Raw genomic sequence first — 25,172 nt, 5'->3', positions numbered from 1 at the left:
CTTAAGCCACATAACGCGTAATCAATGATGGTTACTTTACATTTTGGCTCATATCGTCGCTTGAAAGAAACGTCATTCTGCTTATAATTTAATTTATACAGTGTTAATTATCTAACATATTGTAAATTAAGTCTATAGAGATATAGAGTTATGGAGAGGATGGAGAAATATTGAGTAAAGGTAAGGAGCCGACGATCAGCAATTCCGTCAAACGAGGCCCCATTTTATTTGTCATGATTTTGGGTGCTTTCCTCGCGACGCTGAATCAAACCATTATGAGTGTTGCGACTCCGGAGCTAATGACCGATTTTAGCATTTCCGCAACAACCGCCCAGTGGCTTACGACGGGTTATATGTTAGTCAACGGTGTGCTGATTCCGATCACGGCCTACTTTATGCAGCGTTTCAGCACCAGACAGCTTTTTCAAGCTTCGATGATTATTTTCCTGATAGGAACGATTGTCTCCGCGCTCGCAACGGACTTCCCGGTTCTGCTCACCGGACGTATGATCCAGGCAGCTGGCGCAGGTATTATCATGCCTCTTCTTACGAACGTTATTTTGGTGCTGTTCCCGCCTGAAAAAAGAGGAGCTGCAATGGGAATGATGGGTCTTGCCATTATTTTTGCTCCGGCGATTGGACCGACGCTTGCCGGTTACATTCTGGAAAACTATGCTTGGGAAACGATGTTTTACGGCATGATTCCGCTCGCCATCATTGTTATTGCCTGCGGATTCATTTATTTGAGAAATGTATCGGAACGTGTGAAAACGGAGCTCGATATTCTCGGTGTCGTCTTGTCCACCATCGGCTTCGGTACTCTGCTATATGGATTCAGCCGGGCGGGCAGCGAAGGCTGGTCGAGCTTAGAGGTGCTTTTTTCCATTGCAGCAGGTGTCGCCTCCCTTTCCCTGTTTGCATGGCGTCAGTTGATTTCCGGTTCTCCCCTGCTCGATCTGCGGGCATTCAAGTATAGTATGTTTTCCTTGACAACGATTATCAACATTGCGGTAACGATGGTCATGTATGCGGATATGATGCTGCTGCCTCTTTATTTGCAAAATACACGCGGATATACAGCCTTGGAATCCGGATTCCTGATGCTTCCCGGCGCGCTGGTGATGGGCTTCCTGATGCCGGTTACCGGCAAGCTGTTCGACCGCTTCGGCGCAAAATGGTTATCCATCATCGGCATGGTCGTTACGATTGTAACTACGTTAGGCTTCATTAACTTAACGGATTCCACAAGCTATACCTATTTGCTTCTTATGTCTACTGCGCGCCGCATCGGCATGGCCTTGCTTCTGATGCCGATCCAGACGGCAGGCTTGAATCAGCTGCCAAACCGGCTCAATGCGCACGGTACCGCAATCTCTAATACGATTCGTCAAGTTGCCGGAGCTGTGGGCACTTCGCTTCTCGTAACCGTCATGACCGGCCGGACAGAAACTCATATGCTGGAAATAGCGGCTTCCGGTGGAATGGAGGGCGCCACTCAAGCACAAATCGTCACGGAAGCAACGATACAGGGGATTAACGATGCTTACCTTGTTATTGTCGGGATCGGTGTGGTCGGATTATTGCTCACGTTCTTTATTAAACGTGTCAAACAAGCGGTCGAGGAGCCGTCCGCAAGTGCTCCTAAAATGGAAAAGTCCGGCTTGCTTCGGGCAAATTAAAAGCTTCATAGGGTCAAAAACAAAGCAGGCTGCCATCGATAGCAGCCTGCTTTGTTTTATACAGCCTAGCAGTACCCGTTCAGCTCCAGCCAAGAAGCGCAGGCGCCCGTCCAGCCTGCCGTATGCTGCTCATCCTCGGCAAGGCCCAGGCCGTGGCGGCCTTTCGCATAGACGTGAAGATCAAACAGAACGTTATGCTTGCTGAGCGCGGAGGCGAACAGCAGGCTGTTCTCGACCGGTACGCCCCCGTCGTTCGATGTATGCCACAGGAAGGTCGGCGGCGTATCCTCCGTTACGTTAAGTTCGTTGCTCATCCGTTCGATGCTGCCCTGCTCCGGCTCTTTGCCGAGCAAATTGTTGCGGGAGCCTTGGTGAGTGAACGGATCGGTCATCGTAATGACCGGATAACATAAGATAAGCAAATCCGGGCGGCTGGACTGCCTTTCTATCGGATCGTCCGCGTCCTCATTGCCCTTGTCGTAGCTTGTCCCTGCGTTTGCCGTCAAATGGCCGCCGGCGGAAAAGCCCAGCAGTCCGATTTTATCAGGATCGACCCTAAACTCCTTCGCCTCCTGGCGTACCAATCGGATCGCTCTTTGCGCATCCAGCAATGCGCACGGATATTGATACGGCGCTACGCGGTACCTCAGCACAAAGGCGGATATGCCAAGCCCGTTCAGCCACTGGGCAACCGGCTCGCCTTCATGATAGGCACGCGTGCCATAACCACCGCCCGGGCATACGATAACCGCAGGATTATTCTCGCCTTCTACAAGATACGGCGTAATCGCCGGACGGTCCTCGTCCGTTTCCCCTTGGCAATAAGGAGCTCCTTCAGGCCATAACAACAACACGCTCATTTTCCTGTCCCCCTCGAATCCTGTGCATACAAATTGTTATTCTCAACCATTATATAACTATTGGCTGACAAAAAAACAGACTTGTGCGAACATTCGCCCAAGCCTGTTCAATCATAATCCGGTCTTAACATTTTGATGACGACAGCGCCCCGACAAAACCAATGCAAGCGCCCAGCACGGCTCCGGCGGTTACCTCGATCGGCTGATGGCCAAGAGATTCCTTGAGCCGCTCCCGCTTCTGTTTGTGGAAGAGGCCCGGATGCTCGCCGGCCAGCTTCTCAACCTCTACGTCCAGATCGTTGACCTGAACGGCTATTTCGCCGGCATGCCTGCGGATATTCATCGCATCATACATAACGATAATGCCGAGCATAGCCGATACCGCGAATAACGGCGTCTTGACGCCGTATTTTGTTGCCGTATAAGCAGCAAGCGCCGTGACGCCGCTCGAATGCGAGCTGGGCATGCCGCCCGAGCCGATCGCTTTGCTCAAGTCCCATTTTCCGGTATCTGCATGATGCAGAGGTACCTTTAACAGCTGTGCCGCGGCGACAGCCGTCATCGCCGTGATCAATCCTCTATTTGCCACTAAAGCTCAACCTCCCGTCAACGTTCTCCCGTCATTTTGCCCACCCATGGGTAAATTCATGCCGCCGGTTCTCCGGAGGATCCGCAGCCTTTTCAACAGCGCTGGGCAGGTTTATATAAGGAGTATGGAGGTTAGAACATGATTGGATTGATCTATTCGCTAATCGCCGGCGTACTGGTCGGCATTCAAGGCGTATTCAATACGCGCATGAGCGAAAAAGCCGGCTTCTGGCTCACGAATACGTGGGTCCACGGCACCGGCTTTCTTCTATCTGTTGTTATTTTGCTGCTGTCTAGGGAAGAAGGCGGCTTATCCAAGCTGAACGGTGTAAGCAAGCTGTACTGGCTAGGCGGAGCGATCGGCGTCATGATCATATTCAGCGTCATAAAAAGCATCGATTCGCTCGGACCTGCCTACTCGATTGCCATTCTGCTCATCACCCAGCTTATTGTCGCCCTTCTGATCGACAGCCTCGGCTTGTTCGGCGTCGAACGGGTGCCTCTGTCCGCCAACAGGCTAATCGGCATCGGCATCATGATCGCCGGGGTCGTCGTGTTTAAGCTTAAGTAACTTTAATGAGCCGTAACTCTATTCTGAGCCAAGCCGTCTTCCGTCTGAGGCGGCACAGCACGCTTCAGCAAGAACGAAGCGAGCCATGCGATAACGACCAGGCCGAAGGCCAGCAGAAAAGCGTTCTTCATGCCAGCGACCATGGCCATAATCTGTACAGTCGCAGCATCTCCGCCTGCGCCGGCCGTCTCCAGGTAACGGGCACTGCCGCTCGTCATAATCGCGACCAGCAGCGCAGTGCCTACCGCGCCCGATACCTGCTGCAGCGTGCTGATAATCGCCGTGCCGTGAGCATATAGCGGCGGCGGCAGCTCGTTCAGCGCGTTGGTCATCACCGGCATCATCAGCATGGAGATGCCGAGCATGAGCAGCGTGTTCAGGATCATGATGAGCATATAAGAAGTGTCGGGCGTAATATGCGCGAATTGCCATAGCGTGTTGCCCATGAGCGCGAGACCGACGACGGCCAGCCATTTCGCCCCGAACTTATCGAACAATCTGCCTGTAATCGGGGACATAATGCCCATCATAATTCCGCCGGGCAGCATAACAAATCCCGCCTCCAGCGGAGTGTAATCCAGTGCGTTTTGAAGGAAGATCGGCAGCAGCATCATCGCGGAGAACATCGACATCATCACGATCATCATAATAAACGTCGACAGCCTGAACACGCGGTATTTGAAAGCTCTCAGCTCAAGGAGCGGCTCGGCAATCGACAGCTGCCTCCACGTGAACAGAAGAAGCGATACGATACCGATCGCCATCGGAACCAGAACCGTTGCGCTGGCCCAGCCCCCATGGCCTTCCCCGGCGCTGCTGAAGCCGAAGACGATACCGCCGAAGCCGCACGTCGATAAAATAAGCGAAAGCACGTCGATACGCGGATTCGTTGTTTCGGTCACATTCTTCAGCTTGACCGCCGCAAAAGCGATTACGAACAGCGCGATCGGCAGGACGCTGTAGAACAGCACCCTCCAGCTGAAATGCTCGACGATAATGCCGGACAACGTAGGTCCGATTGCCGGAGCGAAGGTGATAACGATCCCGATCGTCCCCATCGCAGAGCCGCGCTTCTCAATCGGCACCATGGCGAACACCACATTCGTCAGAAGGGGGAAGAGCAGTCCCGTACCCGACGCTTGCAGTACCCTTCCGATCAGAAGAAAGGCGAAGCCCGGAGCAACGGCCGCGAGCAGCGTACCGAACGTAAACAAGACCATCGCCGACAGGAATAAAGTCCTTGTCGTGAACCGCTGGATCAAATAAGCGGTAACCGGGATGAGTACGCCGATTACGAGCAAATATCCGGTTGACAGCCATTGGGCCGTGCTTGGACTTATTCCGATGTCTTCCATGATTTTGGTTAAAGCGACGTTAAGCAGCGTCTCGTTCAGAATCGCAACGAAGACGCCGAGAATCATTACCATAATGACTAGAAAATTGCCTTTGCCTCCGAAAGTCCCGCCGCTTTCGCGGGATTGCTTTACAGTTTCCACAACCTTGCCCCTCTCTTTGTCTCTGCCAATAAGGCCGCATGCATGAACGTCCATGGCATTTTGTATGACAGGCTTTTATTATAGCATGCCGTATTTTAAATGATTTCTTTTCGATTGCTATCCTTATTTGAAATAAACAAACCTTTCCCCGGGAGCGAACATATGGAATTTTTGCGCAGGATAATGGCGGTATAAGTAATCGACGAAATAAGCCGGATTCTCGTCATTATGCGCGAATAAACCGTAATGCATCGGAATAAGGAGATCCGCGCCGGCCTGCACCGCGATCTCGGCCGCTTCCCGGTAATTGCAGTTGCCGACGATTCCCTGCCCGCCCCTGACGAAATCCCGCCCGTTTATCGGCAGCAGCGCGATATCGATCTTCTTCGCCTGCAGCCAGGCGACCAGCTCGGTAAAGCCTACGGTATCCCCCGCGTGGTACAGCTGAATGCCGCCAAAGGAAGCCGTGTAGCCCAGAAACTTATGCTCGCCCGCCTCATCCTGCTCGAACTGCTCATGCTTCGCTGCGAACGCTTCAAGCCGGATGCCGGTTTCCAGCTCGATTGACTGCCCATGGGACATGCCGATAAGCTGTCCGTCGGCAAAGCCCCATTCCTTCATGAGCGGCAGATGCGCCTTCGGAACGATAAATGTAGTGGCTGCCGATTCCCGCATCGCCTGCAAAGTCTGCCCGTCCATATGGTCCTCGTGGTGATGCGAGACGACGACGTAGTCCACATCCCGGCACTGCTCAGGCGACAGCGGCGGCTCGAACGCTCTGGACCAAGGCGGACCGGCCTGCTCATAGACGGAATTCGTCAAGTACGGATCGAACAGCATCGTTTTTTTCATCCATTTTACGAGAAAACCCTCCTGGCCGAGCGCCCACAGCGCCAGCGCCTGCTCCGGAAGGAGCGTCGCCGAAATTTGCTCCTTCAGCTCCGCCCCGTTCTTGTATACCTTCACTTGTTCATCATCCTTTTTCTTTTATCGGTTGAAGCTGCAAATCTTTCGTAAACCACAGCCGGTAGCTCAGCAAGTTTAGAATGATGCTCGTAACCGCCGCCGAGCTTGTAAAAGCGAAAACAATCAGAATCTGATAGCGGACCGCCTCGACCGGGTTGGCTCCCGCGATGATCATCCCCGTCATCATGCCCGGGAGCTGGACGAGCCCCACCGTCTTCATTCCGTCGATCGTCGGGATCATGCTCGCTTTGACCGAACGCTTCATCGCGTCCTGTACGGCCTGCCTGGCAGTTGCGCCCAAGGAGAGCAGCAGCTCGATTTCCCCGCGGGAGGACTCGACCTCTCTTCTCATCTGATTGAGCAGCAGGCCCGCCACGACCATTGCGTTGCCGATCGTCATCCCGCTGATCGGAATGATATATTGCGGAGTCGCCTCGATAATGCCGAAGCCGAGCAGCAGCCCCATCATCAGCAGCTCGGTGGCGGTGATCGCCAGCGCGATTTTCCACAGCACGCCCGCAAGCCCTTTGCCCCGTTTGGCCGCATTTATTGAAGCGACCGTGATCATGACGATCAGAATCAGAACGATCAGCACGGGATTGCGCATATTGAAAATAAACTGAAGCACATAACCGACGAGCAAAAGCTGCACCGCGGAGCGGACTGTGCCGATGGCGATGTCCCGCTCCAGCCCGAGCTTCTGCCATACCGATATAAGCATCGTTATCATGACGAACAGCAGCGTAAAGCTTAATGCCAGAATGGACATAAGTCTACTCCTTCTGCTCCGGCGATTTGATGTAGCCTTGAGCAAGCTCCGTGGCGGGACGCTCGAAAAACGAATTCGTCGTGCTGTTCTCCAGCAGCGTTCCTTCGCCCATAAACCAGACCGTGCCGCTTACTTCTTTCGCCTGCTCCAAATCATGGGTCACCCAGATCATGGCCGTCCCTTCCTTGCGATGCCATTCCTGCAGGGCACGCTCCACCTTTTCCTTGCTGCCCCGGTCCAGCGAAGCCGTAACCTCGTCGAGCAGCAGCACCTGCGGCCGAAGCATAAGCGACCTCAGCAGCGACACTCTCTGCTTCTCGCCGCCGGACAAATCCTGCGCGTGCTTCCCCGGCTCCAGGTGCTCCAGCCCGAGCTCGCCCATCAGCCTTTCCGCAAGCTTCTTGTCATACGGCGTCCGGTGGAGCAGGCTGACCGTCTTTAAGTTATGCTCGATGCTTCCGCCAAGCATGACCGGCTGCTGGGCGACGTAGCATACCTTCATTCTCCATTCTCTGGGATCCATTTGATGCTGAGAAGCGCCCTGCATCGCGATTTCCCCTTCATCCGCCCGGGTGAGCGAGGCCAGAATGCGGAGCAGCGTGCTTTTTCCCTGTCCGGACACGCCCAGGAGCGCGATCATTTCGGGCTCCGCGATCTCCGCATTTACGTTCGAGAATAACGGGGACTTGTCCGCGTCGTCGCGGTTTTTGCGCACCTGCTTGATTTGTAGCAAAGGCAACACGGTTTTGTCCTCCATTTCCTTTTTATCATTATAGCTTTAATGCCCGCGGGAAAAACAGAAAAAATGGCTATAAAAGAAAAAAACCGGCAGTACGCCGCCGCTTATGCGGAAGCTTACTGTCAGCTTTTCATTCGTTTAACAGGGCGGCTCCGCGTTCGCTTCCAGCTTTTATCATGCCCCGTTTCTGCCGATTCACTATTAAAGTAATGAGCACGATCACCGCCGTAAGGAAAGCGAGACCGCTTCCGATGCCGTACGCCGCTTTGGCGCCGAACTGCTCGAACGCGTAACCTCCGCCGATGCTTCCAAGCATCCCGCCCAGACCGCCGAACGTGACGGCAAACGCAGCTTGTCCGCTGGCTCTGAGCTCTCCGGGAACGATGTTCATCAAATGCTGGATCGATGCGACAAGGAACAACGGGAACGTAACGCTGTGCAAAGCCTGTGCTGCGATAAGAACGATCGGATCATCCGCCATGCCGTATACAGCCCACCTGACCGAATAGGCAAGCACGGCCATAACCAGAACGGTCATCGCGTTCCACCTCTTCACCAGCCTGCCCACTAACAGCAGAGCCGGCACCGTGCTGAACGTCGCTACGACCCAAGCGTATCCGAACATGGATTTGGGCGCTCCGAGTTCCGTGAAGTATAAAGAGAGCAGGATATCATTCATTCGATGGGGAATGCTGACGGTCATAATAAGCGCCAGAAAACAGAGGAGCTTCGGCTGCATAAACAGCTTTCCAAGCGCCTTGAAATTAACGGGGACCGGCGTTGATGCGGAATCCTTCAGCGTATTGATCATGACTAGAGCTGCGGCAAGCAAGCTGCTGTAAATGATCCACATATACCCCAGACCCAGACGGTCGATTACAACGCCGAGCATCAGTGCGGATAACCCGACGCCAACCTCGCCCCACAGCCGGACTTTGCCATATTCGATTTTGTGCACATGCGTATAGGAGATAACCAACGTCTCCGTCAGTGCTCCGGTAGCGCTATTGAAAAACATAAAAATCGTAAAGAACACAGCTATCGTAACAAAATGCTCCATCGAGAAAAAGCCTGAAACGGCTATAAAGTTTCCGCAAATTAAAAGGATCAGCACATTTTTAACGGTTTTCCTTCGGTCGCTGACAAACCCCCAGAACGGCTGCGCGATAATGGAGATCACGGCCCCGCAAGCCATTACCATTCCGATCTGGATAGAGTCCAATCCTTTACTTTGCAAATACGGGGGCAGAAAAAAGCCGACGATAGGAAACGTGGAAAACATTAAACAAATATAAGCCGATATGCGTACCATCCTTGCCTCCCACCGCCTCTTTAAAATCAAACCGTTTCAGCACTCTATTATCGAAAACGCTTTATTTTTATCATATTCCTTTTATGATTGCCGCACAATGCGAAGAATTTATACGGTAATCTTCTAATTCCCGACTGCGGCTCGGGGTTTCGGACGGAAAACAAACCCCGCCGCAAGGCAGAAACTGCCCGGCGGCGGGGTTGTCCCGCTACAGCTCGACCATCGCCTTGATCACCTTCGACTCCGGCTTCAGCCAGCTGTCGAAATGGGCGATCATCTCCTCGAATGGTGCTCTGTGCGTTATGAAGCTGTCAACGTCGATGCTGCCGGCCCTTACGGCCGCCTGGACGGCCGCAAAATCCTCCAGCGTAGCGTTCCGGCTTCCCATCAGTGTCAGCTCCCGCTTGTGGAAATCCGGATCGTGGAACGTCAAATCCGCTTTCACGAGGCCGACATAAACGAGCCGGCCGCCGTGTGCAGCATAACCGAACGCGTCCGTCATCGACCGCGCGTTGCCCGTCGCGTCAAAGACCGCCGTCGGAAGCTCGCCGTCCGTAAGCGCCATAAGCTGCTCTAACGCACCGCTCCGCGCATTTACGGTTTCGTCCGCCCTTGCCCACTTCCGGCAAAATGCAAGCCGCTCCTCCTGGATATCCATCGCAATGACGCGGGCTCCGCGATGCTTCGCGAACGCCATGACGCCAAGCCCGATCGGCCCCGAGCCGATAACGAGCGCCGTCTCGCCCGCTTCCAATCCGCTGCGGCGCACCGCATGCGCCCCGATGCTCAGCGGCTCGAGCACCGCCGCCTGATCGAGCGTCAGCTCGTTCGTTACGAGCAGATGCGTCACCGGAACGGCGATTCTCTCCCGCATGCCGCCGTCGATATGGACGCCCAGCACCTTCATGTCCATGCAGCAATTCGTCTTCCCGTTGCGGCAGGCAATACACGTCCCGCAATGCATATAAGGGACGATGCTGACCTGGTCGCCGGCCTTGATCCGGCCGCTCGGATCGTCGGCCTGCTCCACCACGCCGGACAGCTCATGGCCAAGCACACGGGGGTACGAAAAAAACGGCTGATTCCCCTTATATGCATGCAGGTCTGTGCCGCATATCCCGATTCGGCGGATGCGCACGATTGCCGTGCCCGGCCCTGCCGCAGGCTCCTCCTGCTCGACCAGCCGAAGCCGGTCCACTTGTTCACATACGATCGCTTTCACCCGTCAACCTCTCCCGTAGCCGCAGCCGAACAGCCGCGGTATATTTTGTGAGTATCGCCCCGCAAGTCCAATCTCAGGTGCCCGTCCGCCCCCGGCGGATCGTCCAAGAGCCTGACAGAGCGCTACAGCTTAAGGTTCTCGTTGTATTCCGGCATACCGCTTACCCAAGTCCGGTTATGGACCGGAGCGAGAATATCCAGCACTTCGCCAAGCAGCTCCTCATCCATCGCTTCTCCGGCCCATTCCACGTTTCTGCGGATGTTGTCCGGATTGGCCGTGCTCACGAGCGTTGTCGGAATGCGTTCGTTCGCGGTAGAATACTGAATCGCCAGCTTGGCGATCTCCGTTCCACGCGCTGCGCAATGCTCCGCCGCCTTCTTGCATGCGGCGGCGAGCTCGGCATCCGCCGGATGCCAGTCCGCCACAGGCCGAGTGCTAAGCAGACCCATCGACAGCGGCGACGCGTTCACAAGACCGACTTGCTTCTCCTCCAGGAGCGGCAACATATCGAGCAGGGACGTATCGTTCAGCGAATAATGGCAGTACGAAAGCACCGAATCCGCGTCCCGGTAAGCAAGAGACTTCTCGAATACCGCAAGCGGAAGCCCGGACACACCGGAGAAACGGATTTTTCCCTGCCGCTTCAGCTTGTCGAGCGCCTCGTACGCCCCTTCGGCCACCTGCTCGAACGGAACGAATTCAATGTCGTGCAAATATAAAATATCGATATAATCCGTGTTCAGACGGCGCAGGCTTTCCTCCACGCTTTGCACAATGCGCTTCTCGGAAAAATCAAACTCGTCCACGCCATAGCGACCGGCCTTCGTCGATAAATAGAAACGGTCCCGCGGAATTTCCGCAATCGCCTTGCCGAGCACCGTTTCCGCTTTTGTCAGCCCGTAATACGGGGAAACGTCGATGAGATTGATGCCCATATCAACCGCCGTATGCACCGTCCGCACGCTTTCGGACTCGTCCGTCTCCCGGAATACCGAGCCGAGCGACGACGCTCCGAAGCTGAGCACGGACACGTCCAGGCCCGTTTTTCCCAGTGTTCTGTATTTCACCGCACCACTGCTCCTTATCAAATTCTGATGTTACAGGATAACCCCGTCTTTGAAAATTGCGATTTCCTTGAAGCCGTTTCGTTCATTGTTCGTCCGGATTTCCCCGGAGGCAAGACGGATCAGCTGCTCCCACAGCTCGTCGGTCAGCGTCTCCATGCTCTTGTCCTCGAGCAGCTGGCCGGCGTTGAAGTCGATCCAGTTCTTCTTGCGACCTGCGAGCTCGCTGTTCGTGGCGATTTTGACCGTCGGAACGGGACCGCCGAACGGCGTGCCTCTGCCGGTCGTGAACAGCACGATGTGCGCTCCGCCCGCGGACAGCGCGGTTACCGACACAAGATCGTTGCCCGGCGCCTCCAGCAGATTAAGGCCTGTGCTCGTAATCCGCTCGCCGTAAGGCACGACGTCGCGCACGATCGCGTGGCCGCCCTTCTGCGTGCAGCCGAGCGATTTTTCCTCGAGCGTGCTGATGCCGCCCGCTTTGTTGCCCGGCGAAGGATTCTCGTAAATTTCCTGGTCGTGCTTAATGAAATACTGCTTGAAGTCGTTGATCAGATGCACGATTTTGCCGAATACCTGCTCGTTCGCCGCGCGGTTCATCAGAATTGTCTCGGCCCCGAACATTTCCGGCACCTCGGTCAGGATCGCCGTACCGCCCTCTGCGATCAGCCGGTCGGATACGGCACCGACCAGCGGGTTCGCCGTGATGCCGGACAAGCCGTCCGAGCCCCCGCATTTCAGCCCGAGCTTCAGCTTCGCAACCGGTACGGTCTCGCGCTTGAAGCGTTCCGCATAAGCGACCAGCTCGTCGATCAGCTCCAGCGCTTCCCCGATTTCATCCTCGGAATCCTGCGACTTCAGAAACTTGATACGCTCCGGGCTGTGCTCTCCGATCGCCTGCTTGAACGCATCGATCTGGTTGTTCTCGCAGCCGAGCCCGATAACGAGCACGCCGGCCGCATTCGGGTGGTTAACCAGCGACGACAGCAGCTTCTGCGTATGCACCAGATCGTCGCCAAGCTGCGAGCAGCCGAACGGATGCGCGAAATGGAATACCCCGTCCACGCGACCCGCATACATCGTGTCGGCTTTTCTTGCTACGATTTCACACGTCTTGTTAATGCAGCCGACCGTGTTGATAATCCAGATCTCGTTGCGGATGCCGACATCGCCGTTCTCGCGGACGTAACCCTGGAAGGTTCGGGCACCGGAAGCCGCCGGCTTCTCCGCAGCCGCGTCCGGCTCGTACGTATAGTCGAGGAAGCCCTTCAGCCCCGTCCCCATATTGTGCGTATGCACCCAGCTGCCGGGAGCGATATCTTCCTTCGCAACGCCGATGGAATAACCGAACTTGAGCACATGCTCGCCTTCCCGCACCGGACGCGTCAATATTTTGTGCCCCTTCGGCACGTCGTCCAGCAGCTCCAGCTCTGTGCCGTCGCCTAACGGCAGCCGATCCCCTTTCGAAAAAGGCTGCAGCGCGATAACGACATGATCGTTGTCATTCAGTCTGACCCAGCTATTCATTTGCTTCACGCTCCATTTTCTCGATGCTTTCGGCAATCGCTGCCGTTAACTCCGGCCACACCGCCGCCAGATCGAGGCCCCATACCGCCTCCAGTCCAAGCAATGCCGCTACCGTTTCCTTAAGACCCTCCGCTCGCTCCTGAGCACCCGACCATACTCCGGCGATCGTCTCCAGCAGCGCCGCGTCGTCGCGGACGACATAGGATGCGCCGGTCAGCGTCGTTCCTTCAAAACCCGCTTCCGTCCGGTTCACTTTGTAATACCGCAGCAGGCCTGCGAACCCGAGAGCCAGCCCTTCAGGCACGGGTTTGCCGTTCTCCAGATAAGTAAGCAGCGAAGGCAGCAGGCGAACCTTGAATTTGCTCAGGCTGTTCATCGCAATGTCCGCCAGGCGGTGCCGGATGAACGGATTGAGGAACCGCTCGTATACGTCGGCCGCATACTGCCGGAGCTCCTGCTCCGCAATCGGCAGCGCAGGGATGATTTCCCTCTCGACCGTATCGCGTACGAGCCGTCCGACCGCCGGATCCTCCATCGCCTCGCGCACCTGCTCGATTCCGTGAATAATCCCGAGCGGTGTCATCAGCGTATGCGCACCGTTCAGAATGCGGACCTTCCGCAGCTGGAACGGCTTCAAATCGTCTACCCAATGCACGTTCAAGCCCGCCTGGCGCAGCGGCAGCAGACGCTCAAGCTCCTGCTCTCCCTCGATCGCCCATAGATGGTACGGCTCCGCCGTCGTCAGCATCGGATCGTTGTAGCCCCACTCGCCGAACCAGGCCTCGGCCTGCTCCGCTTCCGGATAGCCGGTCACAATCCGGTCCACAAGCGAGTTCAAAAAGCGGTTATGCTCCAGCACCCATTGCTTGAACGCCTCGGGATATCCCCAATCGTCGCTGTAGCGGAGCACGCAGGCGCGAAGCTCATCGCCGTTGCGCTCGAGCAGCTCGCAAGGCAGGCATACGAGTCCGCGCTCCGGATCGCCGCCGAAAGCCGTAAATCTGCGGTACAGCAGGTGCGTCAGCTTGCCGGGATAAGATTGGATCGGCTGGCCAGGGACCAGCTCTTCCGGCCGATATACCAATCCCGCTTCCGTCGTGTTGGAGACGACGACCTGCAAATGCGGATTTTCAGCGAGCGCCAGAAATGCATCCCAATTGGAATACGGATCGAACGCCTGCCCGAACACCGAAATAACCTCCGTCCGCTGCACGCTTTCCCCGTTTTCCAGGCCGCGGATGACGAGCGTATACAGCCCGTCTTGAGCAGCCAGCGCATCGATCTTCGGTTTGCCGCCCGGACGAGGCTGCGTCACCGCGACACTGCCCGCGAACAGCCCCTGCTTGCGGCATTCGTGCAGCATCCAGTCGGCAAAGCCTCGTAAAAAGTTCCCTTCGCCGATCTGCAGCACCGTCACCGGAGCTTCCTTCATTGATTTATAGAGAGTGTTTTGTTCCTCATTCAACACTTGTGCGTTTAAAGTTGTCATATGCGGTAAAACTCCTTTGCGTTTAGTCCGTACAGACGATCCCGGTCTCCGGCGGTCCAGCCGTCCGGCAGCGCTTCCTCCAGCACATTCACAACCTCGTCGTAGCTTGCGGCCAGCAGGCACACCGGCCAGTCGCTGCCGAACATGACGCGCCTCGGTCCGAAGGCATCCAGCGCGTGCCTGATATAAGCCTTGAAATCATCCGGCCGCCAGCTGCGGTGATCCGCCTCGGTCACCATGCCGGACAGCTTGCAGTAAATGTTCGGGTGAGCGGCGATGCGGCTGAGTTGGCTCTTCCAAGGCTCCAGCACCCTGTCCCTGATGTTCGGCTTGGCGATATGGTCGATGACCGCATGCAGGCCGGGCACCTTGGCGATCAGCTCCGCCGCCGGCTCCAGTTGATCCGACGTCAGCAGCAAATCGACGGGCGTCCCTTTTCCGGCAAAATAAGTGAGCGCTTCCACAAAAGCCGGCTCGAGCACCGCATTTGCGTCCTCCATCTCCTGAATCATGACCCGAAAGCCGACGAGCTTCGGATGCTTCTCAAATCGCTCGTAATGCAGCCTGCAATCCGGATCGGCAAGATCCAGCCAGGCCACAACGCCTTTGACCGACGGCTCGTTCTCGCTCAGCTTCAGCAAAAAATCCGTTTCGGCCAGCGTTGGCGCGGCTTGCACGACGATCGAGCCGTCCAGCTCGTGCTTCTTCAAGGCCGGAGCCAAATCCCCGGGCAAGAAGTCTCTATACAAGACCGGAAGCTCCGGCGTTATCCAACCGTAATCTCCGCGCTCGATGCTCCAGTAATGCTGATGCGCATCCAATCTCAACACGATCGCCCCTTCCTTGTCCCTTGCATTTCAAAAGCTTGTTTTCTCTATTATAAAAAACAATAACCGGCCATGAAATGATCTAATCCGGCATATTTGTACTCTTTTTTGATATTTGCTACAATCAGGCTGATCCCAATCCGCATGAGGAGGCCGCTTCCATGAATCCGTACCGCAAACGCTTTGACGCCGGAGTAGCGTTCCCGTTCGAATGCGTATACCGGGATACAAAAACCGCGCAAAACGAGCTGCCCGACCATATCCACGACTGGTACGAGCTCGTTTATTTGTACAGCGGAAAAGGCACTTTTTTTATCGATCAGACGATCTACTCCGCCGTGGCGGGCGACATTTTTCTTATACCCGGCAACACGATTCACCGTTCGTTCCCCGATCCGGACAATCCCAAAACCGCGACCGCGCTGTTCTTCAGTCCGACGCTCGTGCACAGCGCGCCGCTGGGCGAGCCGTTCACCTTCCTGCGCTGCTTCGAGCAGGCGAAACGCACCAAAACGTACAAGCTGCGGGCAACCGAGAACGAGAAACGGCAGCTCGAGGCGCTGATCGACGCCATCCATGCCGAGGAGCGGAACAGGCTGCCGGGCAGCCGGCAGGCGGTGCTGCTGCACCTGCAGCACATTTTGCTGATGCTCAGCCGGAGCGCTTACGCTCCCGAATCGCCGCAGCCCGCCACAGCCGCCGCTCCCGGGTGGATGACGAGCATCCTGACCTACATCGACGAGCATCCCGGCGACGCGCTCGGCTTATCGGAGCTGGCCAGGCTCGCGTCGGTTACGCCCGCCCATTTCTCCCGCGTCTTCAAGAAGCTGACCGGCATGAACGTGACGGAATACGTTACGACCAAACGCATCATACGGGCGAAGGAGCTGCTGATCGAAACCGAAGACAGCATAGCGGACATCGCCGGACGGTGCGGCTTCGAGAGCGTCCCCCATTTTCACCGCATGTTCAAAAAGCTGACCGGCATGACGCCGGCCCATTACAAGAAAAACGGCTGAAAATGATAGAATCGCCTCTATCGGCAGCGGACACGGGCTCTATGAATCTATCATATGTTATATGGTAGATTAACCTGCTGATAGGGGAGGAACAGAAATGGTTCGTTCGAGCGTCAAAACCTTCAAGTACCGTGTAGGCAAAAATCAGTTTCTGGTCATCAATATTTTTCAGTCCGCAGCGGCAAATGCCGATACCGGCAATGCGCTTGCAAGCAATGCGGCTACAGTGAAAATTTTCAAAAAAGACAAGCGCCGTTAGTTTCCCGCCCCTTCATCGCACCGCTTCGGCATTACGCTTGAAAGGGGGTGAGAAACATGGCATACGGTTACGGCTTTGGCAAACCATCCAAAAAGTCCAAAAAAACGAACAACGTAAAATGGGACAACTCCAAAACCTTCGTCAACGTCAAACAAGGCGCCAGCGCTAAAATCAACCAAGGCGGCAACGCATTCGCAATCAACGCTTCAGACATCGGCGTCGTCCGCGTTCGTCCCGGTCAGGAAGGCTAATCTCATAAGCCAAAAAAAGGATCCGCTCGGACTGTCCCGAACGGATCCTTTTTTATGCGTGAAGCCGATAGCTGACAAAGGCCAGCCGGCTGCTGTCCGGCGACCACGAATTGACATTAATCGTGCCCTGACCGCCGAACAGCTTGGCTAAAGTCCGGTACGGACCGCCTTCGCTGTCCATTAATCGAATCTCGGCGTTTTTATTCGCGGGGCGGTCTCCCGGGGCGATATCTCCCTTGCGATAGGCCAGGTAAGCAACCAGGACTCCGTCCGGCGATTTCATCCCTCTACCATCCTTTCAACATTTGCTGCGCGTAACGTCCGCGTCGATCGTTCTTCTCTTCCTACAGCCTTCGGCATGACTCCCGTACAACAAGCGTGCAATCCTGGGTAATTTGTTCAGCTTCTTCGCCCGGCTGCTCGATTTTGCCGATCAGGGCGGACGTCAGTTGCGCCAGCATGCCGCCGAAATCGACCCGGACGGTCGTCAGCGCCGGATGATGCCTCTCGCTTAATGCGTGGTCGTCAAAGCCGACGACGGAGATGTCCTCTGGCACGGTCAGACCGAGCTCCCTCAATGCACGGATCGCGCCAAATGCAACGCTGTCGTTCGCCGCAATGATGGCGGTGGGCCTTTCGGCCTTTTTGCCGAGAAAAGCTTGAATCGCTTCGTACCCGCTATCCTCATGAAAGCTGCCGTCCAGCACCCAATCCGGATTCACCTGCAAGCCGCAGGCTTGCATTGCCTTCAGGAAACCCTCGTATTTCGCAGGGCCCGACAGGCGCTTCATATCCCCGTTAATAACGCCGATTCGGGTGTGGCCGAGTCCCGCCAAATAAGAGACGGCCTGCTTCATGCCCGACTCGTTGTCGAAACGGACGGCGATCCGGTTCGGCTGAGGCTCGTCCGGCTGCTCCTGGTCGACCACGCCGACGATGAAGCCTTCCGCGATCAGCTCCTCGATGAACGGCTCGCGATTGTCCGCGCCGATAAAGATGCCCCCGTCAATCCGGCGCTGGTAAAAAATCTCCCGCACGCTCTTCACCGTATCCGTGTCCCCGGCGTCGCGGATAATATGCGTCAGCACGTAATAGCCGTGTGCGGACGCATTCTCGATCACGCTGACCATGAGCATGTTGGTGAGGATATCGCCGGATACGTGGCCGGGCGCGATCAGGAACAGCCCGAGCGTGCGCGCTTTCTTGCCCGCCAGCACCTGCGCCGATACGTTAGGCACATAATTGTACTCCCGGATGACGTTCATTACCTTCTCGCGCGTCTCTGCCGGTACGTTGGCGTAATTGTTGATCACCCTGCTGACCGTGCTTCGGGACACGCCGGCCAGACGGGCGATTTCGATGCTTTTGATGTCTCCCTTTTTCAAATCAGGCTCAACCTCTTTCAATGAACACGCGTTTATTGGTTTATCATACATAATTCTTGAAATCGCTGTCAATATTTTTCAGGGCGGTCGGAGGCTGATGCCGGTATGCTCGCGGGTCGCCAGAACGGGCTTGCATAAACGCGCGTTTATGGTATACTTTGCCCATCAAACGCTTAACGCTTTCATGCTTATCCATTACCATTCGAATAAAGGAAGGGATCAAAGATGAGGCTTGGAGGACAGGTATTTCTGGAGGACAAAAATCCGGACAGCTGGTCGTATGCGCTTAAGGCTGCAGGCTTCCGCGCTGCGACTTGCCCGGTCGACGGAGACGACTCAGGGGAGTTGGACGATTATTTGAAAGCGGCCCGCAAGCACGATATTCTCATCTCCGAGGTCGGGGCTTGGAGCAACCCGATCAGCCGGAACGACGAGGTGCGGAAAGCCGCCATCGCCTACTGCATCAAAAGGCTCGAGGTGGCCGAGACGATCGGCGCCCAGTGCTGCGTGAACATCGCCGGCTCGCGCGGCGAGCAATGGGACGGGCCGGACCCGGACAATTTCAGCAGCGGCACCTTCGAGCTGATCGTAGAAACGACGCGCGAAATTATTGATGCCGTCCGGCCGGAGCGCACCGTATTTGCTCTGGAGATGATGCCTTGGGTTTTCCCGGATTCCGCCGATTCCTATCTCGCGCTTATCAAAGCCATAGACCGTAAGGGGTTCGGCGTTCATTTCGATCCGGTCAATATCGTCAGCAGTCCCCGCGCGTATTACCGCACAGGCGAGATGATCCGTGATTTTTTCGCCAAGCTGGGGCCCTATATCCGCAATTGTCATGCCAAGGACATTCTGCTTAGAGGCAAATTGACCGTTCACCTGGACGAGGTCATTCCCGGACAGGGCATATTGGATTACCGGACCTATCTCTTGGAGCTCAACAAGCTGCACCCGGATACGACACTGATCATCGAGCATCTGTCTACGAATGAAGAATATAAGCAAGCTGCGGATTACATACGCAGGACTGCCGCAGAAATCGGAATTGCTCTTTGACGGAAGGCGATGCGGCGTCGTATAGACCTTAGCCCCAATTCGGCAGCATATCGGGACCATACCGGGTTCCTTCGGCATAAAAAGGGGTGGTTTCAACGCGTCGGAAGTTGAGGTGACGTACGTCTAAGGGACAACAGAGACACTTAGATCCCCTATTAAGTGATTTCCACATGCTAACGGTCACCTCAGCACTTTAAAGCCATGCTGCTAATGAGTACAAATCTTCCATCCGACCTAAGCTGCTCTACTGTCCGTTAGCCGCCGACACTCGCTGCATTGTTACTCTAATCGGCGTTTTTGTCCGTTGTCGGACAAGCCGAAGGAGAGGCTTTGGGGTCGAACCGGTTTCGCTGCTAAATTGTATAACTTGAGCTTATAACTAACTTCTATTTCTAAGCGATGACGAGCTTCAGCCGCCAAAGGACGGCACAGAACCGGGCTGCGCAAAGACGCAGCTAACGGTTCGTGCACAATGCCGGGCTGCCGTGCACAGTACCCGTCGTTTACGCTTGAACGGTAATCTCTTCCTTCCGCTGTACGAGCGATTTCCTTTGCCACGCCTTGCTGCGCCAGCGCATAAACAGGATGAGCCCTCGGAACCATTCGTCCATAATAAACGCCGCCCACATGCCGATCAGGCCGTATCCCATATGAATGCCGAGCAAGTAGATCATCGGCACGCTGAACAGCCAGCTGACGGATACGGCTCCGATCATTGCGAACCGCGCATCGCCCGCAGCGGCAAGCGAGCGTTCGAGTATAATGTTGAAATTGCGGCCCGGCTCAAGCAGCAGCCCGAGCAGCAGCAGTACCGCTCCCATTTCGACGATCGAAGCGTCCCCCGTGAACAGCTTCAGCAGCGGCACGCGGAACAGTGCCAGCACAGCCGCAGCGGACAGCGTGATCAGCATGCTGATGCGCAGGTTGCGGTACACCGTCCGGTTAGCCTCCTCCCGCTCTCCGGCTCCGATCAGATGGCCGATCAGAATCTGTCCGCCCCTCCCGATCGAAATCGCAAGAATCATAACCAGAAAAACGAGATTCATCGTATAAATACGGGTCGTCAGCGCCGTCGTCCCGAGCGTGGCGATCATTGCAGTCGTGACGAATTGGCTCGCGGAGTAAGAACAGTTGTTGACGGAGGACGGAAATCCGACGCTCAGCACCTTTTGCACATGCTCCTTCGACCACCTCGTCAGATGCCTCCAAGTAAGCGCGACACCCGCCGTTTTCCTTAGAATATACAAATTGACGGCAAGCCCGATCAGCTGGGCGGCCGCCGTGGAGAATGCGACGCCGGTCACGCCGAGCTTCGGGAAGCCGAATGGACCGTAAATGACCAGATAATTGCCGCACAAATTCAGCACGTTCATGCCGATCGTGACCATCATCGTATGGCGGGTGTAGCCGTGGGACTGGATGATCGCGGTGACGGCGGTCAGCACGCCTTGAATGACAAGCGCCGCACCCGAAATATGGAGGAAGCGCTGCGACAGACCGAATACTTCAGGGTCCAGCTCGAATATGCCGAGCAGCGGCTTCGCAAAGCTGACGACAATGACGCTGACCAGTACGCCGAACAAAAAGTTGATCGCCACGGAGGAGGATGCCAGCCTCCCGATCTCGTCAAAGCGGCGCGCTCCGAGGTATTGCGTAATGACGACCGCCGATCCGACGGCAATGACGTTAAACATCAGCACGACAAAAATAAGAATTTGGTTGGCGACGCCGACGGCCGCAACCGCCTCGTCCGACACCTTGCTCAGCATGAAGGTATCGGAAATCCTCAGAAACATCTGCAGCGCCGATTCCACGTAGATCGGCCAAGTCAGCGCAAACAGCGATAAAGTAACGCCTGCCTTGCTCCCCTTAGCCATCGCTTTATACGGAAGCCGCGACCGAATAGGCGGCTATCGCTTTCTTCAGCCCGTGCCTTGCGATGTCCAGCGCGGATCTGCCCCCAAAATCGCTGATGAACAGCTCGAGCGACAAATAGCCGCGGTAGCCGGAGTCATACAGCAGCTTGGCGATACGGGCGGAAGGCGCTATGCCGTCCCCTGGGAACAGGCGGTCCTTGTCGGCAATGTCCGCCCGCGGCGGTACGGCTGGATAGTCGTTCACGTGCACGATGCCGATGCGGTTCCCCTGCAGGAAGCCGATCCCTTCCGTATCGCTTCCTCCGGTGTACATGTGGAACGGATCGAGCAGCAGCTTGGCGTCCTTCACACCGCTTTGCATCGCGACATAGACGGCTTCGCTAAGCTTGTTCAGCCTGCTTGCCCGGCCCCAGAACTCCAGATACGGCTCGACGCCGAGCCCCCGCGACAGCTCGGCCAGCTTCGCGAACTGCTCGGCCATGTCGCCGAGCTCCGTTCCGGCAACGCTGCCGAACGGGGGCGCGGCCGCCGCGGCGCAGCCAAGCTCGGCGAGCAGCTCCAGCTCGCGCTTCGCATGCTCGAAGCCTTGGCGGCGAGCAGCCGGCTCCGAATCGGCCCATGTCCAGAAGGCGATCGCATTCACCGCTTCGATGCCCGCCTCTTCGAGCCTGCGCCGCAAAGCCGGCAGCCTGCCTCCCGCTTCCAAATACGCATCGATATCGCGTACCCACAGCTCGATGCCGGCATAGCCGGCTTCCGCCGCCACGGCGATATGCTCCTCCACACCCAGCTTGTAAGGAAACAGCGTCGAAGTATTAAGGGATAGCTTGAATGGAAAAGTCATGGTTCAGGCCTTCTTTCTATCGTTTGGTTCATTCAGGTAGTTTGGTTCATTCAGGTAGTTTGGTTCATTCAGGTAGTTTTGTTCAGTCTGCTCCTTGCCCCGTTACACCTCCATTTTGGGAGGCGGAAATGAGGGCGATATGGAAGTAACTGTATTTGATACAACTAATTTCAGCCCTTTAACTCATGAAACTAAATTAACTGTATTTCGTGTATCTATATCCCGACCCGGCTGACATTTTTGGAAAAACCATTGGATTACCTGCATAAAACACAGTTATTTTCCTGAATGAGAATACTTCGTGCAAAATAACAGCATCAAATACAGCTGCTGATCGCAGCACACGACACCCGGTGTACTCATTGGACATACCGGCATACCGAAGCCCGCACCACAGCACTTACTATGCCGTTACAACTCATCTCCGCAATACAAACCCGTTCTTCAGGCCATGTCCACGAACCAATGCGAGACCTGCGCCGATGCACCTTACTATGGCAAGACCTGCCCAGCGCTGCATCGCACTATGGCGAGACCTGCGCCGCTGCACCTCACTATGGCGAGACCTGCGCCGCTGCACCTCACTATGGCAAGACTGCCCCGCGCTGCACCGCACTACGGCGCTACCTCCAGCGTCCGCCCCTCGCGGGCGCTCTGCAAGCCGAGCTCGACGAGCCGCACCGCGATGCGCGCTTCCTCGGGCTTCACCGCCAGCTCCGCCGTGCCGGCAATCGCTCCGGCCACATTCCGGTAATACTCCTGGTAATTACCCGGCAGCGTCCGAACCTTGCCGCTGAAGCGCAAGCCGCCCGCCTCCGTCTCCAGCGTGCCCCAGCCGCTCTCCGGCTCCGCGCCCCAGCCGGGCGTTCCCGGTAGTTGGCCGGCTTTGAGCGCGTTTTCCTGAGGATCCTCGCCGAATTTCACGAACGAGCCGCCCGTGCCGTGCAGCGTATAGCGCGGCCCCGGCTGCCTGGCCAGCAGCATCGAGCGGAGCGCAACCCGCAGGCCGTTCCCGTAGCCCAGCGTAACGTCGAACGCATCGTCCGACAAAGCTCCTTCCCGGACCGTCCGGATATCCGCGCTGATGGTTCGGGGCGTACCGAACAGCGACAGCGCCTGGTCGAGGAAGTGAATGCCCAGATCGTAAAACACGCCGCTGCCCGGACCTCCCGCATTGCGCCAGCGCCCCGGGTCAGCGACAGGGCTAAACCGCTCCCAGCGGAATTCCGCATCCGTTAGCCGGCCGAGCACGCCTTGACTCACCAGCTGCTTAACGGTAAGGAAATCGCCGTCCCAGCGGCGGTTATGAAACACGCTGAGCACCAGCCCCCTGCCGCGGGCCAGCGCAATCAGCTCGTCCGCCTCGGCGGCCGCCGCCGTAAACGGCTTCTCGACGACAACGTGTTTGCCTGCCAGCAGCGCAGCCTTGGCGAAGGAATAATGATCCGTGCTCGGCGTCGTCACAACGACCAGCCCGATGGACGGATCGGCATACAGCGCCTCCGTGTCCCGGTAAATCCGCGCCGACGGGTATTTTTCCAATACGGAATCCCCGCTCCGCTGCACGACGGCCGCAAGCCGAAGCCCCGGCACCGAAGCGATAACAGGCGCATGAAAGGTCCTGCCGGCATAGCCGTAACCGATCAGCCCGACGCCAAGCGTTTTCTCCATCTTGAACTCCCCCTGTCAATCCGCTTGAATATTATAGAGAATCCGGTTAGGCGGATACAGCGAATCTCCGTCGCTAACCGGCACCAGATCCTTGTAGATCGGGTTAGAGTGTTTTTTCCGATACTCGCTTGCCGTAATGCCCTTGACCGACTTGAACACCCGGGAAAAATAATTTTCGTCCGCAAAGCCCACCGCATAAGCCGCCTCCTTCACGCTCCGCTCTTCAAAGAGCAGCAGCTGGCAAGCACGCTCGATTCGCTTGTGAATCAAAGCTTCGCGCGGCGTCCGTCCGAGATGCTTCACAAACGAACGGGAAAAATGCTCATGCGTCCAGCCCGACCTCTGCGCCAGCGCCTCCACCGACAGAGGCTCCGACAGGTGCTTGTCCATATACTCAAGCGCTCTGACCAGCTGCGGCGGAATCCGCGCCATTCGTGCCGCTATCGGATTGTCGGTCACGATGCCGTCGATTTCGTGCAGCAGCGTAAGCAGAAGCATGCCGCATCGCTGCTGCATGCGCTCCGGCTTGGAATAGGCGAGGAACAGAATCTGCTTCATCATGCCGACCAGCAGCTCGCCGCCGCCGGTTATGCAAGAAGGCCCGCCCGGCTTCATAATATCCAGATCGGGCAGCGAGGAAGGATTGCGCTCAAAGCCGAAATGAATAAACAAATGACGCGAAGGCTGATGGCGGTCATATTCGTAGCTGTGCAGCTCCCCGGGCCGGGTCACGATAAAGCTGGGCTCGGTCAGCGCAAAAGCTTTATCTCCAACCCGGTAGACGCTGTCCGTGCCGTCCGGAAATAACAGCAGCTCGTAATCTTCGATGAGGCGCGGTCCGAGGCCGGTTCCGGCTTTTTTGACAACATCGCCTGCAAAATGGATCAATGGCAAATGATCGTTCACATTCACGGATACCGGCCTCCTTTTTTATGGCTGAAGCTGCATGATGCCCAGCTTCTTCAAATTTTCGAAGCTGATGCGCAAGCTTTCGAACGGATCGCGCCGGCACCGGTCCTGCTCTACGACAAGCCACTGCACTCCGATTTCCTCCGCGGCGCCTGCAATTTCCTTAAAGTCGAGCACACCCTCCCCGATTTCGGCGAAAAATTGCTCTTCTCCCTTCTCCACATCCTTAATATGAAGAAGCGGAGCGCGGCCTTTCAGCTTGCGCAGGTAGGCTGCCGGATCCTCGCCGCCCTTCTTGATCCAGTAGGTGTCGAGCTCCGTCTGAACCAGCGCCGGATCGGTTTCGCGCAGCAAAATATCAAGCGCATATTCGCCGCCGAACTTCTCGAACTCCCAATCGTGATTGTGATAAAGAAACGTGATGCCGCGCTCCTTGAAAGCGGCGCCAGCTTTGTTCATTTTCTCCGCCTTTTGCAAGACGTCCTCGCGCGAGGAGAAGCGCAGCGAGATAGCGGCATACCGGCCGCCGCCCACTCCGTCCAAATATGCTGCAATCGCATCCGGATCAAAGTCGAACGTATCGAAGCCGACATGCGTGCCGATGACCGTAAGCCCCAGCCGGTCAAGCAGCTCCTTTTGGCGAGCGATCGTTATGCCTTGCGGCGGACGCCCAAGCTCTATGCCTCTGTAGCCGATCGCGGCCACTCTCTCCAGCGCGCCCTCATAATCCTGCGACAGCGCCTCCCGAATCGTATACGGCTGCACGGCAATCGGAAATGTCTTCATCTATGG

General features: G+C 56.4%; 25 protein-coding genes. 6 read left to right on the top strand and 19 right to left on the bottom strand.

What is annotated here, in order from left to right; translation table 11 throughout:
- Nucleotides 1-233 precede the first annotated feature (233 nt).
- Nucleotides 234-1,679 (top strand): DHA2 family efflux MFS transporter permease subunit, encoded by a 1,446-nt coding sequence (locus tag KP806_RS22070; RefSeq protein ID WP_224725979.1) that lies wholly within the window; start codon nucleotides 234-236, stop codon nucleotides 1,677-1,679.
- 65 nt (nucleotides 1,680-1,744) lie between these two features.
- Here the strand turns inward: KP806_RS22070 and KP806_RS22065 are convergent, their stop codons facing one another.
- Together KP806_RS22065 and KP806_RS22060 are read right to left on the bottom strand one after the other, a co-directional pair.
- Nucleotides 1,745-2,539: an alpha/beta hydrolase gene (locus KP806_RS22065; RefSeq protein ID WP_224725916.1), complete on the bottom strand. Its 795-nt coding sequence runs from the start codon at nucleotides 2,537-2,539 to the stop codon at nucleotides 1,745-1,747.
- Between the two features lie 124 nt (nucleotides 2,540-2,663).
- Nucleotides 2,664-3,128, bottom strand: a complete 465-nt coding sequence (locus KP806_RS22060) for a divergent PAP2 family protein (protein ID WP_224725915.1) — start codon at nucleotides 3,126-3,128, stop codon at nucleotides 2,664-2,666.
- Nucleotides 3,129-3,266: 138 nt separating this feature from the next.
- Between KP806_RS22060 and KP806_RS22055 the strand changes: the two genes are divergently transcribed.
- Nucleotides 3,267-3,698 carry a DMT family transporter gene (locus KP806_RS22055; protein WP_224725914.1) on the top strand — a complete coding sequence of 144 codons (432 nt, stop codon included), beginning with the start codon at nucleotides 3,267-3,269 and terminating at the stop codon, nucleotides 3,696-3,698.
- A gap of 2 nt (nucleotides 3,699-3,700) precedes the next feature.
- On the opposite strand, the gene KP806_RS22050 is transcribed toward KP806_RS22055, so the two are convergent.
- From KP806_RS22050 to KP806_RS22005, 10 genes are all read right to left on the bottom strand, one after another.
- On the bottom strand, nucleotides 3,701-5,194 hold the full coding sequence (locus KP806_RS22050) for an MDR family MFS transporter (protein WP_224725913.1): 1,494 nt from the start codon (nucleotides 5,192-5,194) through the stop codon (nucleotides 3,701-3,703).
- Between the two features lie 123 nt (nucleotides 5,195-5,317).
- The gene (locus KP806_RS22045; protein ID WP_224725912.1) at nucleotides 5,318-6,160 is read right to left on the bottom strand and encodes an MBL fold metallo-hydrolase; all 843 of its coding nucleotides are present in this window, start codon (nucleotides 6,158-6,160) and stop codon (nucleotides 5,318-5,320) included.
- 7 nt (nucleotides 6,161-6,167) lie between these two features.
- Nucleotides 6,168-6,929, bottom strand: coding sequence for an ABC transporter permease (locus tag KP806_RS22040; protein WP_224725911.1), 762 nt, complete (start codon nucleotides 6,927-6,929; stop codon nucleotides 6,168-6,170).
- A gap of 4 nt (nucleotides 6,930-6,933) precedes the next feature.
- Entirely contained in the window at nucleotides 6,934-7,671 is a 738-nt protein-coding gene (locus KP806_RS22035; RefSeq protein ID WP_224725910.1) for an ABC transporter ATP-binding protein, read from the bottom strand.
- Between the two features lie 127 nt (nucleotides 7,672-7,798).
- Nucleotides 7,799-8,980, bottom strand: coding sequence for an MFS transporter (locus KP806_RS22030; RefSeq protein WP_397376425.1), 1,182 nt, complete (start codon nucleotides 8,978-8,980; stop codon nucleotides 7,799-7,801).
- Between the two features lie 208 nt (nucleotides 8,981-9,188).
- Nucleotides 9,189-10,202 (bottom strand): zinc-binding alcohol dehydrogenase family protein, encoded by a 1,014-nt coding sequence (locus KP806_RS22025; RefSeq protein ID WP_224725908.1) that lies wholly within the window; start codon nucleotides 10,200-10,202, stop codon nucleotides 9,189-9,191.
- A gap of 122 nt (nucleotides 10,203-10,324) precedes the next feature.
- Entirely contained in the window at nucleotides 10,325-11,269 is a 945-nt protein-coding gene (locus tag KP806_RS22020; RefSeq protein WP_224725907.1) for an aldo/keto reductase, read from the bottom strand.
- 30 nt (nucleotides 11,270-11,299) lie between these two features.
- Entirely contained in the window at nucleotides 11,300-12,793 is a 1,494-nt protein-coding gene (locus tag KP806_RS22015) for a UxaA family hydrolase (protein WP_224725906.1), read from the bottom strand.
- Nucleotides 12,786-14,282, bottom strand: a complete 1,497-nt coding sequence (locus KP806_RS22010; RefSeq protein ID WP_224725905.1) for a tagaturonate reductase — start codon at nucleotides 14,280-14,282, stop codon at nucleotides 12,786-12,788. The genes KP806_RS22015 and KP806_RS22010 overlap by 8 nt, the downstream gene beginning before the upstream one ends.
- Entirely contained in the window at nucleotides 14,279-15,109 is an 831-nt protein-coding gene (locus KP806_RS22005; protein WP_224725978.1) for an amidohydrolase family protein, read from the bottom strand. Before KP806_RS22005 ends, KP806_RS22010 begins: the two co-directional genes overlap by 4 nt.
- Before the next feature lie 161 nt (nucleotides 15,110-15,270).
- On the opposite strand from KP806_RS22005, the gene KP806_RS22000 reads away from it, so the two are divergent.
- The 3 genes from KP806_RS22000 to KP806_RS21990 all read left to right on the top strand — a co-directional run bounded on the left by KP806_RS22000 (nucleotide 15,271) and on the right by KP806_RS21990 (nucleotide 16,638).
- Nucleotides 15,271-16,128, top strand: coding sequence for an AraC family transcriptional regulator (locus KP806_RS22000; protein ID WP_224725904.1), 858 nt, complete (start codon nucleotides 15,271-15,273; stop codon nucleotides 16,126-16,128).
- A gap of 97 nt (nucleotides 16,129-16,225) precedes the next feature.
- On the top strand, nucleotides 16,226-16,387 hold the full coding sequence (locus tag KP806_RS21995) for a hypothetical protein (protein ID WP_224725903.1): 162 nt from the start codon (nucleotides 16,226-16,228) through the stop codon (nucleotides 16,385-16,387).
- Nucleotides 16,388-16,443: 56 nt separating this feature from the next.
- Nucleotides 16,444-16,638 carry a hypothetical protein gene (locus KP806_RS21990; RefSeq protein ID WP_224725902.1) on the top strand — a complete coding sequence of 65 codons (195 nt, stop codon included), beginning with the start codon at nucleotides 16,444-16,446 and terminating at the stop codon, nucleotides 16,636-16,638.
- 52 nt (nucleotides 16,639-16,690) lie between these two features.
- Here KP806_RS21990 and KP806_RS21985 read toward each other — a convergent pair whose 3' ends face one another.
- Nucleotides 16,691-16,921, bottom strand: coding sequence for a TolB family protein (locus KP806_RS21985; protein ID WP_224725901.1), 231 nt, complete (start codon nucleotides 16,919-16,921; stop codon nucleotides 16,691-16,693).
- Nucleotides 16,922-16,982: 61 nt separating this feature from the next.
- Nucleotides 16,983-18,023: a LacI family DNA-binding transcriptional regulator gene (locus KP806_RS21980; protein WP_224725900.1), complete on the bottom strand. Its 1,041-nt coding sequence runs from the start codon at nucleotides 18,021-18,023 to the stop codon at nucleotides 16,983-16,985.
- A 225-nt stretch (nucleotides 18,024-18,248) separates the two neighbouring features.
- Here KP806_RS21980 and KP806_RS21975 point away from each other — a divergent pair, with 225 nt between their 5' ends.
- Nucleotides 18,249-19,079 (top strand): sugar phosphate isomerase/epimerase family protein, encoded by an 831-nt coding sequence (locus tag KP806_RS21975; RefSeq protein ID WP_224725899.1) that lies wholly within the window; start codon nucleotides 18,249-18,251, stop codon nucleotides 19,077-19,079.
- A 503-nt stretch (nucleotides 19,080-19,582) separates the two neighbouring features.
- Here the strand turns inward: KP806_RS21975 and KP806_RS21970 are convergent.
- The 5 genes from KP806_RS21970 to KP806_RS21950 form a co-directional block, all read right to left on the bottom strand.
- A complete protein-coding gene (locus KP806_RS21970; RefSeq protein WP_224725898.1) occupies nucleotides 19,583-20,956 on the bottom strand; it encodes an MATE family efflux transporter in 1,374 nt (457 codons plus the stop codon).
- Between the two features lie 4 nt (nucleotides 20,957-20,960).
- Nucleotides 20,961-21,800 carry a sugar phosphate isomerase/epimerase family protein gene (locus KP806_RS21965; RefSeq protein WP_224725897.1) on the bottom strand — a complete coding sequence of 280 codons (840 nt, stop codon included), beginning with the start codon at nucleotides 21,798-21,800 and terminating at the stop codon, nucleotides 20,961-20,963.
- Nucleotides 21,801-22,415: 615 nt separating this feature from the next.
- Nucleotides 22,416-23,471: an oxidoreductase gene (locus KP806_RS21960; protein WP_224725896.1), complete on the bottom strand. Its 1,056-nt coding sequence runs from the start codon at nucleotides 23,469-23,471 to the stop codon at nucleotides 22,416-22,418.
- A 15-nt stretch (nucleotides 23,472-23,486) separates the two neighbouring features.
- Entirely contained in the window at nucleotides 23,487-24,383 is an 897-nt protein-coding gene (locus KP806_RS21955) for an AraC family transcriptional regulator (RefSeq protein ID WP_224725895.1), read from the bottom strand.
- Nucleotides 24,384-24,401: 18 nt separating this feature from the next.
- Nucleotides 24,402-25,166 carry a sugar phosphate isomerase/epimerase family protein gene (locus KP806_RS21950; RefSeq protein WP_224725894.1) on the bottom strand — a complete coding sequence of 255 codons (765 nt, stop codon included), beginning with the start codon at nucleotides 25,164-25,166 and terminating at the stop codon, nucleotides 24,402-24,404.
- Nucleotides 25,167-25,172 lie beyond the last annotated feature (6 nt).

Origin of the sequence: Paenibacillus vietnamensis (assembly GCF_020169515.1) — a bacterium.
Taxonomy (GTDB): domain Bacteria; phylum Bacillota; class Bacilli; order Paenibacillales; family Paenibacillaceae; genus Pristimantibacillus; species Pristimantibacillus vietnamensis.
This window is presented reverse-complemented; position numbering and strand designations above follow the sequence as displayed.

Excerpts from the sequence above, each read along its gene's own strand:
- KP806_RS21990 (WP_224725902.1), top strand. The coding sequence starts at position 16,444 with ATGGCATACGGTTACGGCTTTGGCAAACCATCCAAAAAGTCCAAAAAA.
- KP806_RS22030 (WP_397376425.1), bottom strand. The coding sequence starts at position 8,980 with ATGGTACGCATATCGGCTTATATTTGTTTAATGTTTTCCACGTTTCCT.
- KP806_RS22070 (WP_224725979.1), top strand. The coding sequence starts at position 234 with ATGATTTTGGGTGCTTTCCTCGCGACGCTGAATCAAACCATTATGAGT.
- KP806_RS21975 (WP_224725899.1), top strand. The coding sequence starts at position 18,249 with ATGAGGCTTGGAGGACAGGTATTTCTGGAGGACAAAAATCCGGACAGC.
- KP806_RS21965 (WP_224725897.1), bottom strand. The coding sequence starts at position 21,800 with ATGACTTTTCCATTCAAGCTATCCCTTAATACTTCGACGCTGTTTCCT.
- KP806_RS21960 (WP_224725896.1), bottom strand. The coding sequence starts at position 23,471 with ATGGAGAAAACGCTTGGCGTCGGGCTGATCGGTTACGGCTATGCCGGC.
- KP806_RS22015 (WP_224725906.1), bottom strand. The coding sequence starts at position 12,793 with ATGAATAGCTGGGTCAGACTGAATGACAACGATCATGTCGTTATCGCG.
- KP806_RS22010 (WP_224725905.1), bottom strand. The coding sequence starts at position 14,282 with ATGACAACTTTAAACGCACAAGTGTTGAATGAGGAACAAAACACTCTC.
- KP806_RS21950 (WP_224725894.1), bottom strand. The coding sequence starts at position 25,166 with ATGAAGACATTTCCGATTGCCGTGCAGCCGTATACGATTCGGGAGGCG.
- KP806_RS22000 (WP_224725904.1), top strand. The coding sequence starts at position 15,271 with ATGAATCCGTACCGCAAACGCTTTGACGCCGGAGTAGCGTTCCCGTTC.
- KP806_RS22040 (WP_224725911.1), bottom strand. The coding sequence starts at position 6,929 with ATGTCCATTCTGGCATTAAGCTTTACGCTGCTGTTCGTCATGATAACG.
- KP806_RS21985 (WP_224725901.1), bottom strand. The coding sequence starts at position 16,921 with ATGAAATCGCCGGACGGAGTCCTGGTTGCTTACCTGGCCTATCGCAAG.
- KP806_RS21970 (WP_224725898.1), bottom strand. The coding sequence starts at position 20,956 with ATGGCTAAGGGGAGCAAGGCAGGCGTTACTTTATCGCTGTTTGCGCTG.
- KP806_RS21995 (WP_224725903.1), top strand. The coding sequence starts at position 16,226 with ATGGTTCGTTCGAGCGTCAAAACCTTCAAGTACCGTGTAGGCAAAAAT.
- KP806_RS22065 (WP_224725916.1), bottom strand. The coding sequence starts at position 2,539 with ATGAGCGTGTTGTTGTTATGGCCTGAAGGAGCTCCTTATTGCCAAGGG.
- KP806_RS22055 (WP_224725914.1), top strand. The coding sequence starts at position 3,267 with ATGATTGGATTGATCTATTCGCTAATCGCCGGCGTACTGGTCGGCATT.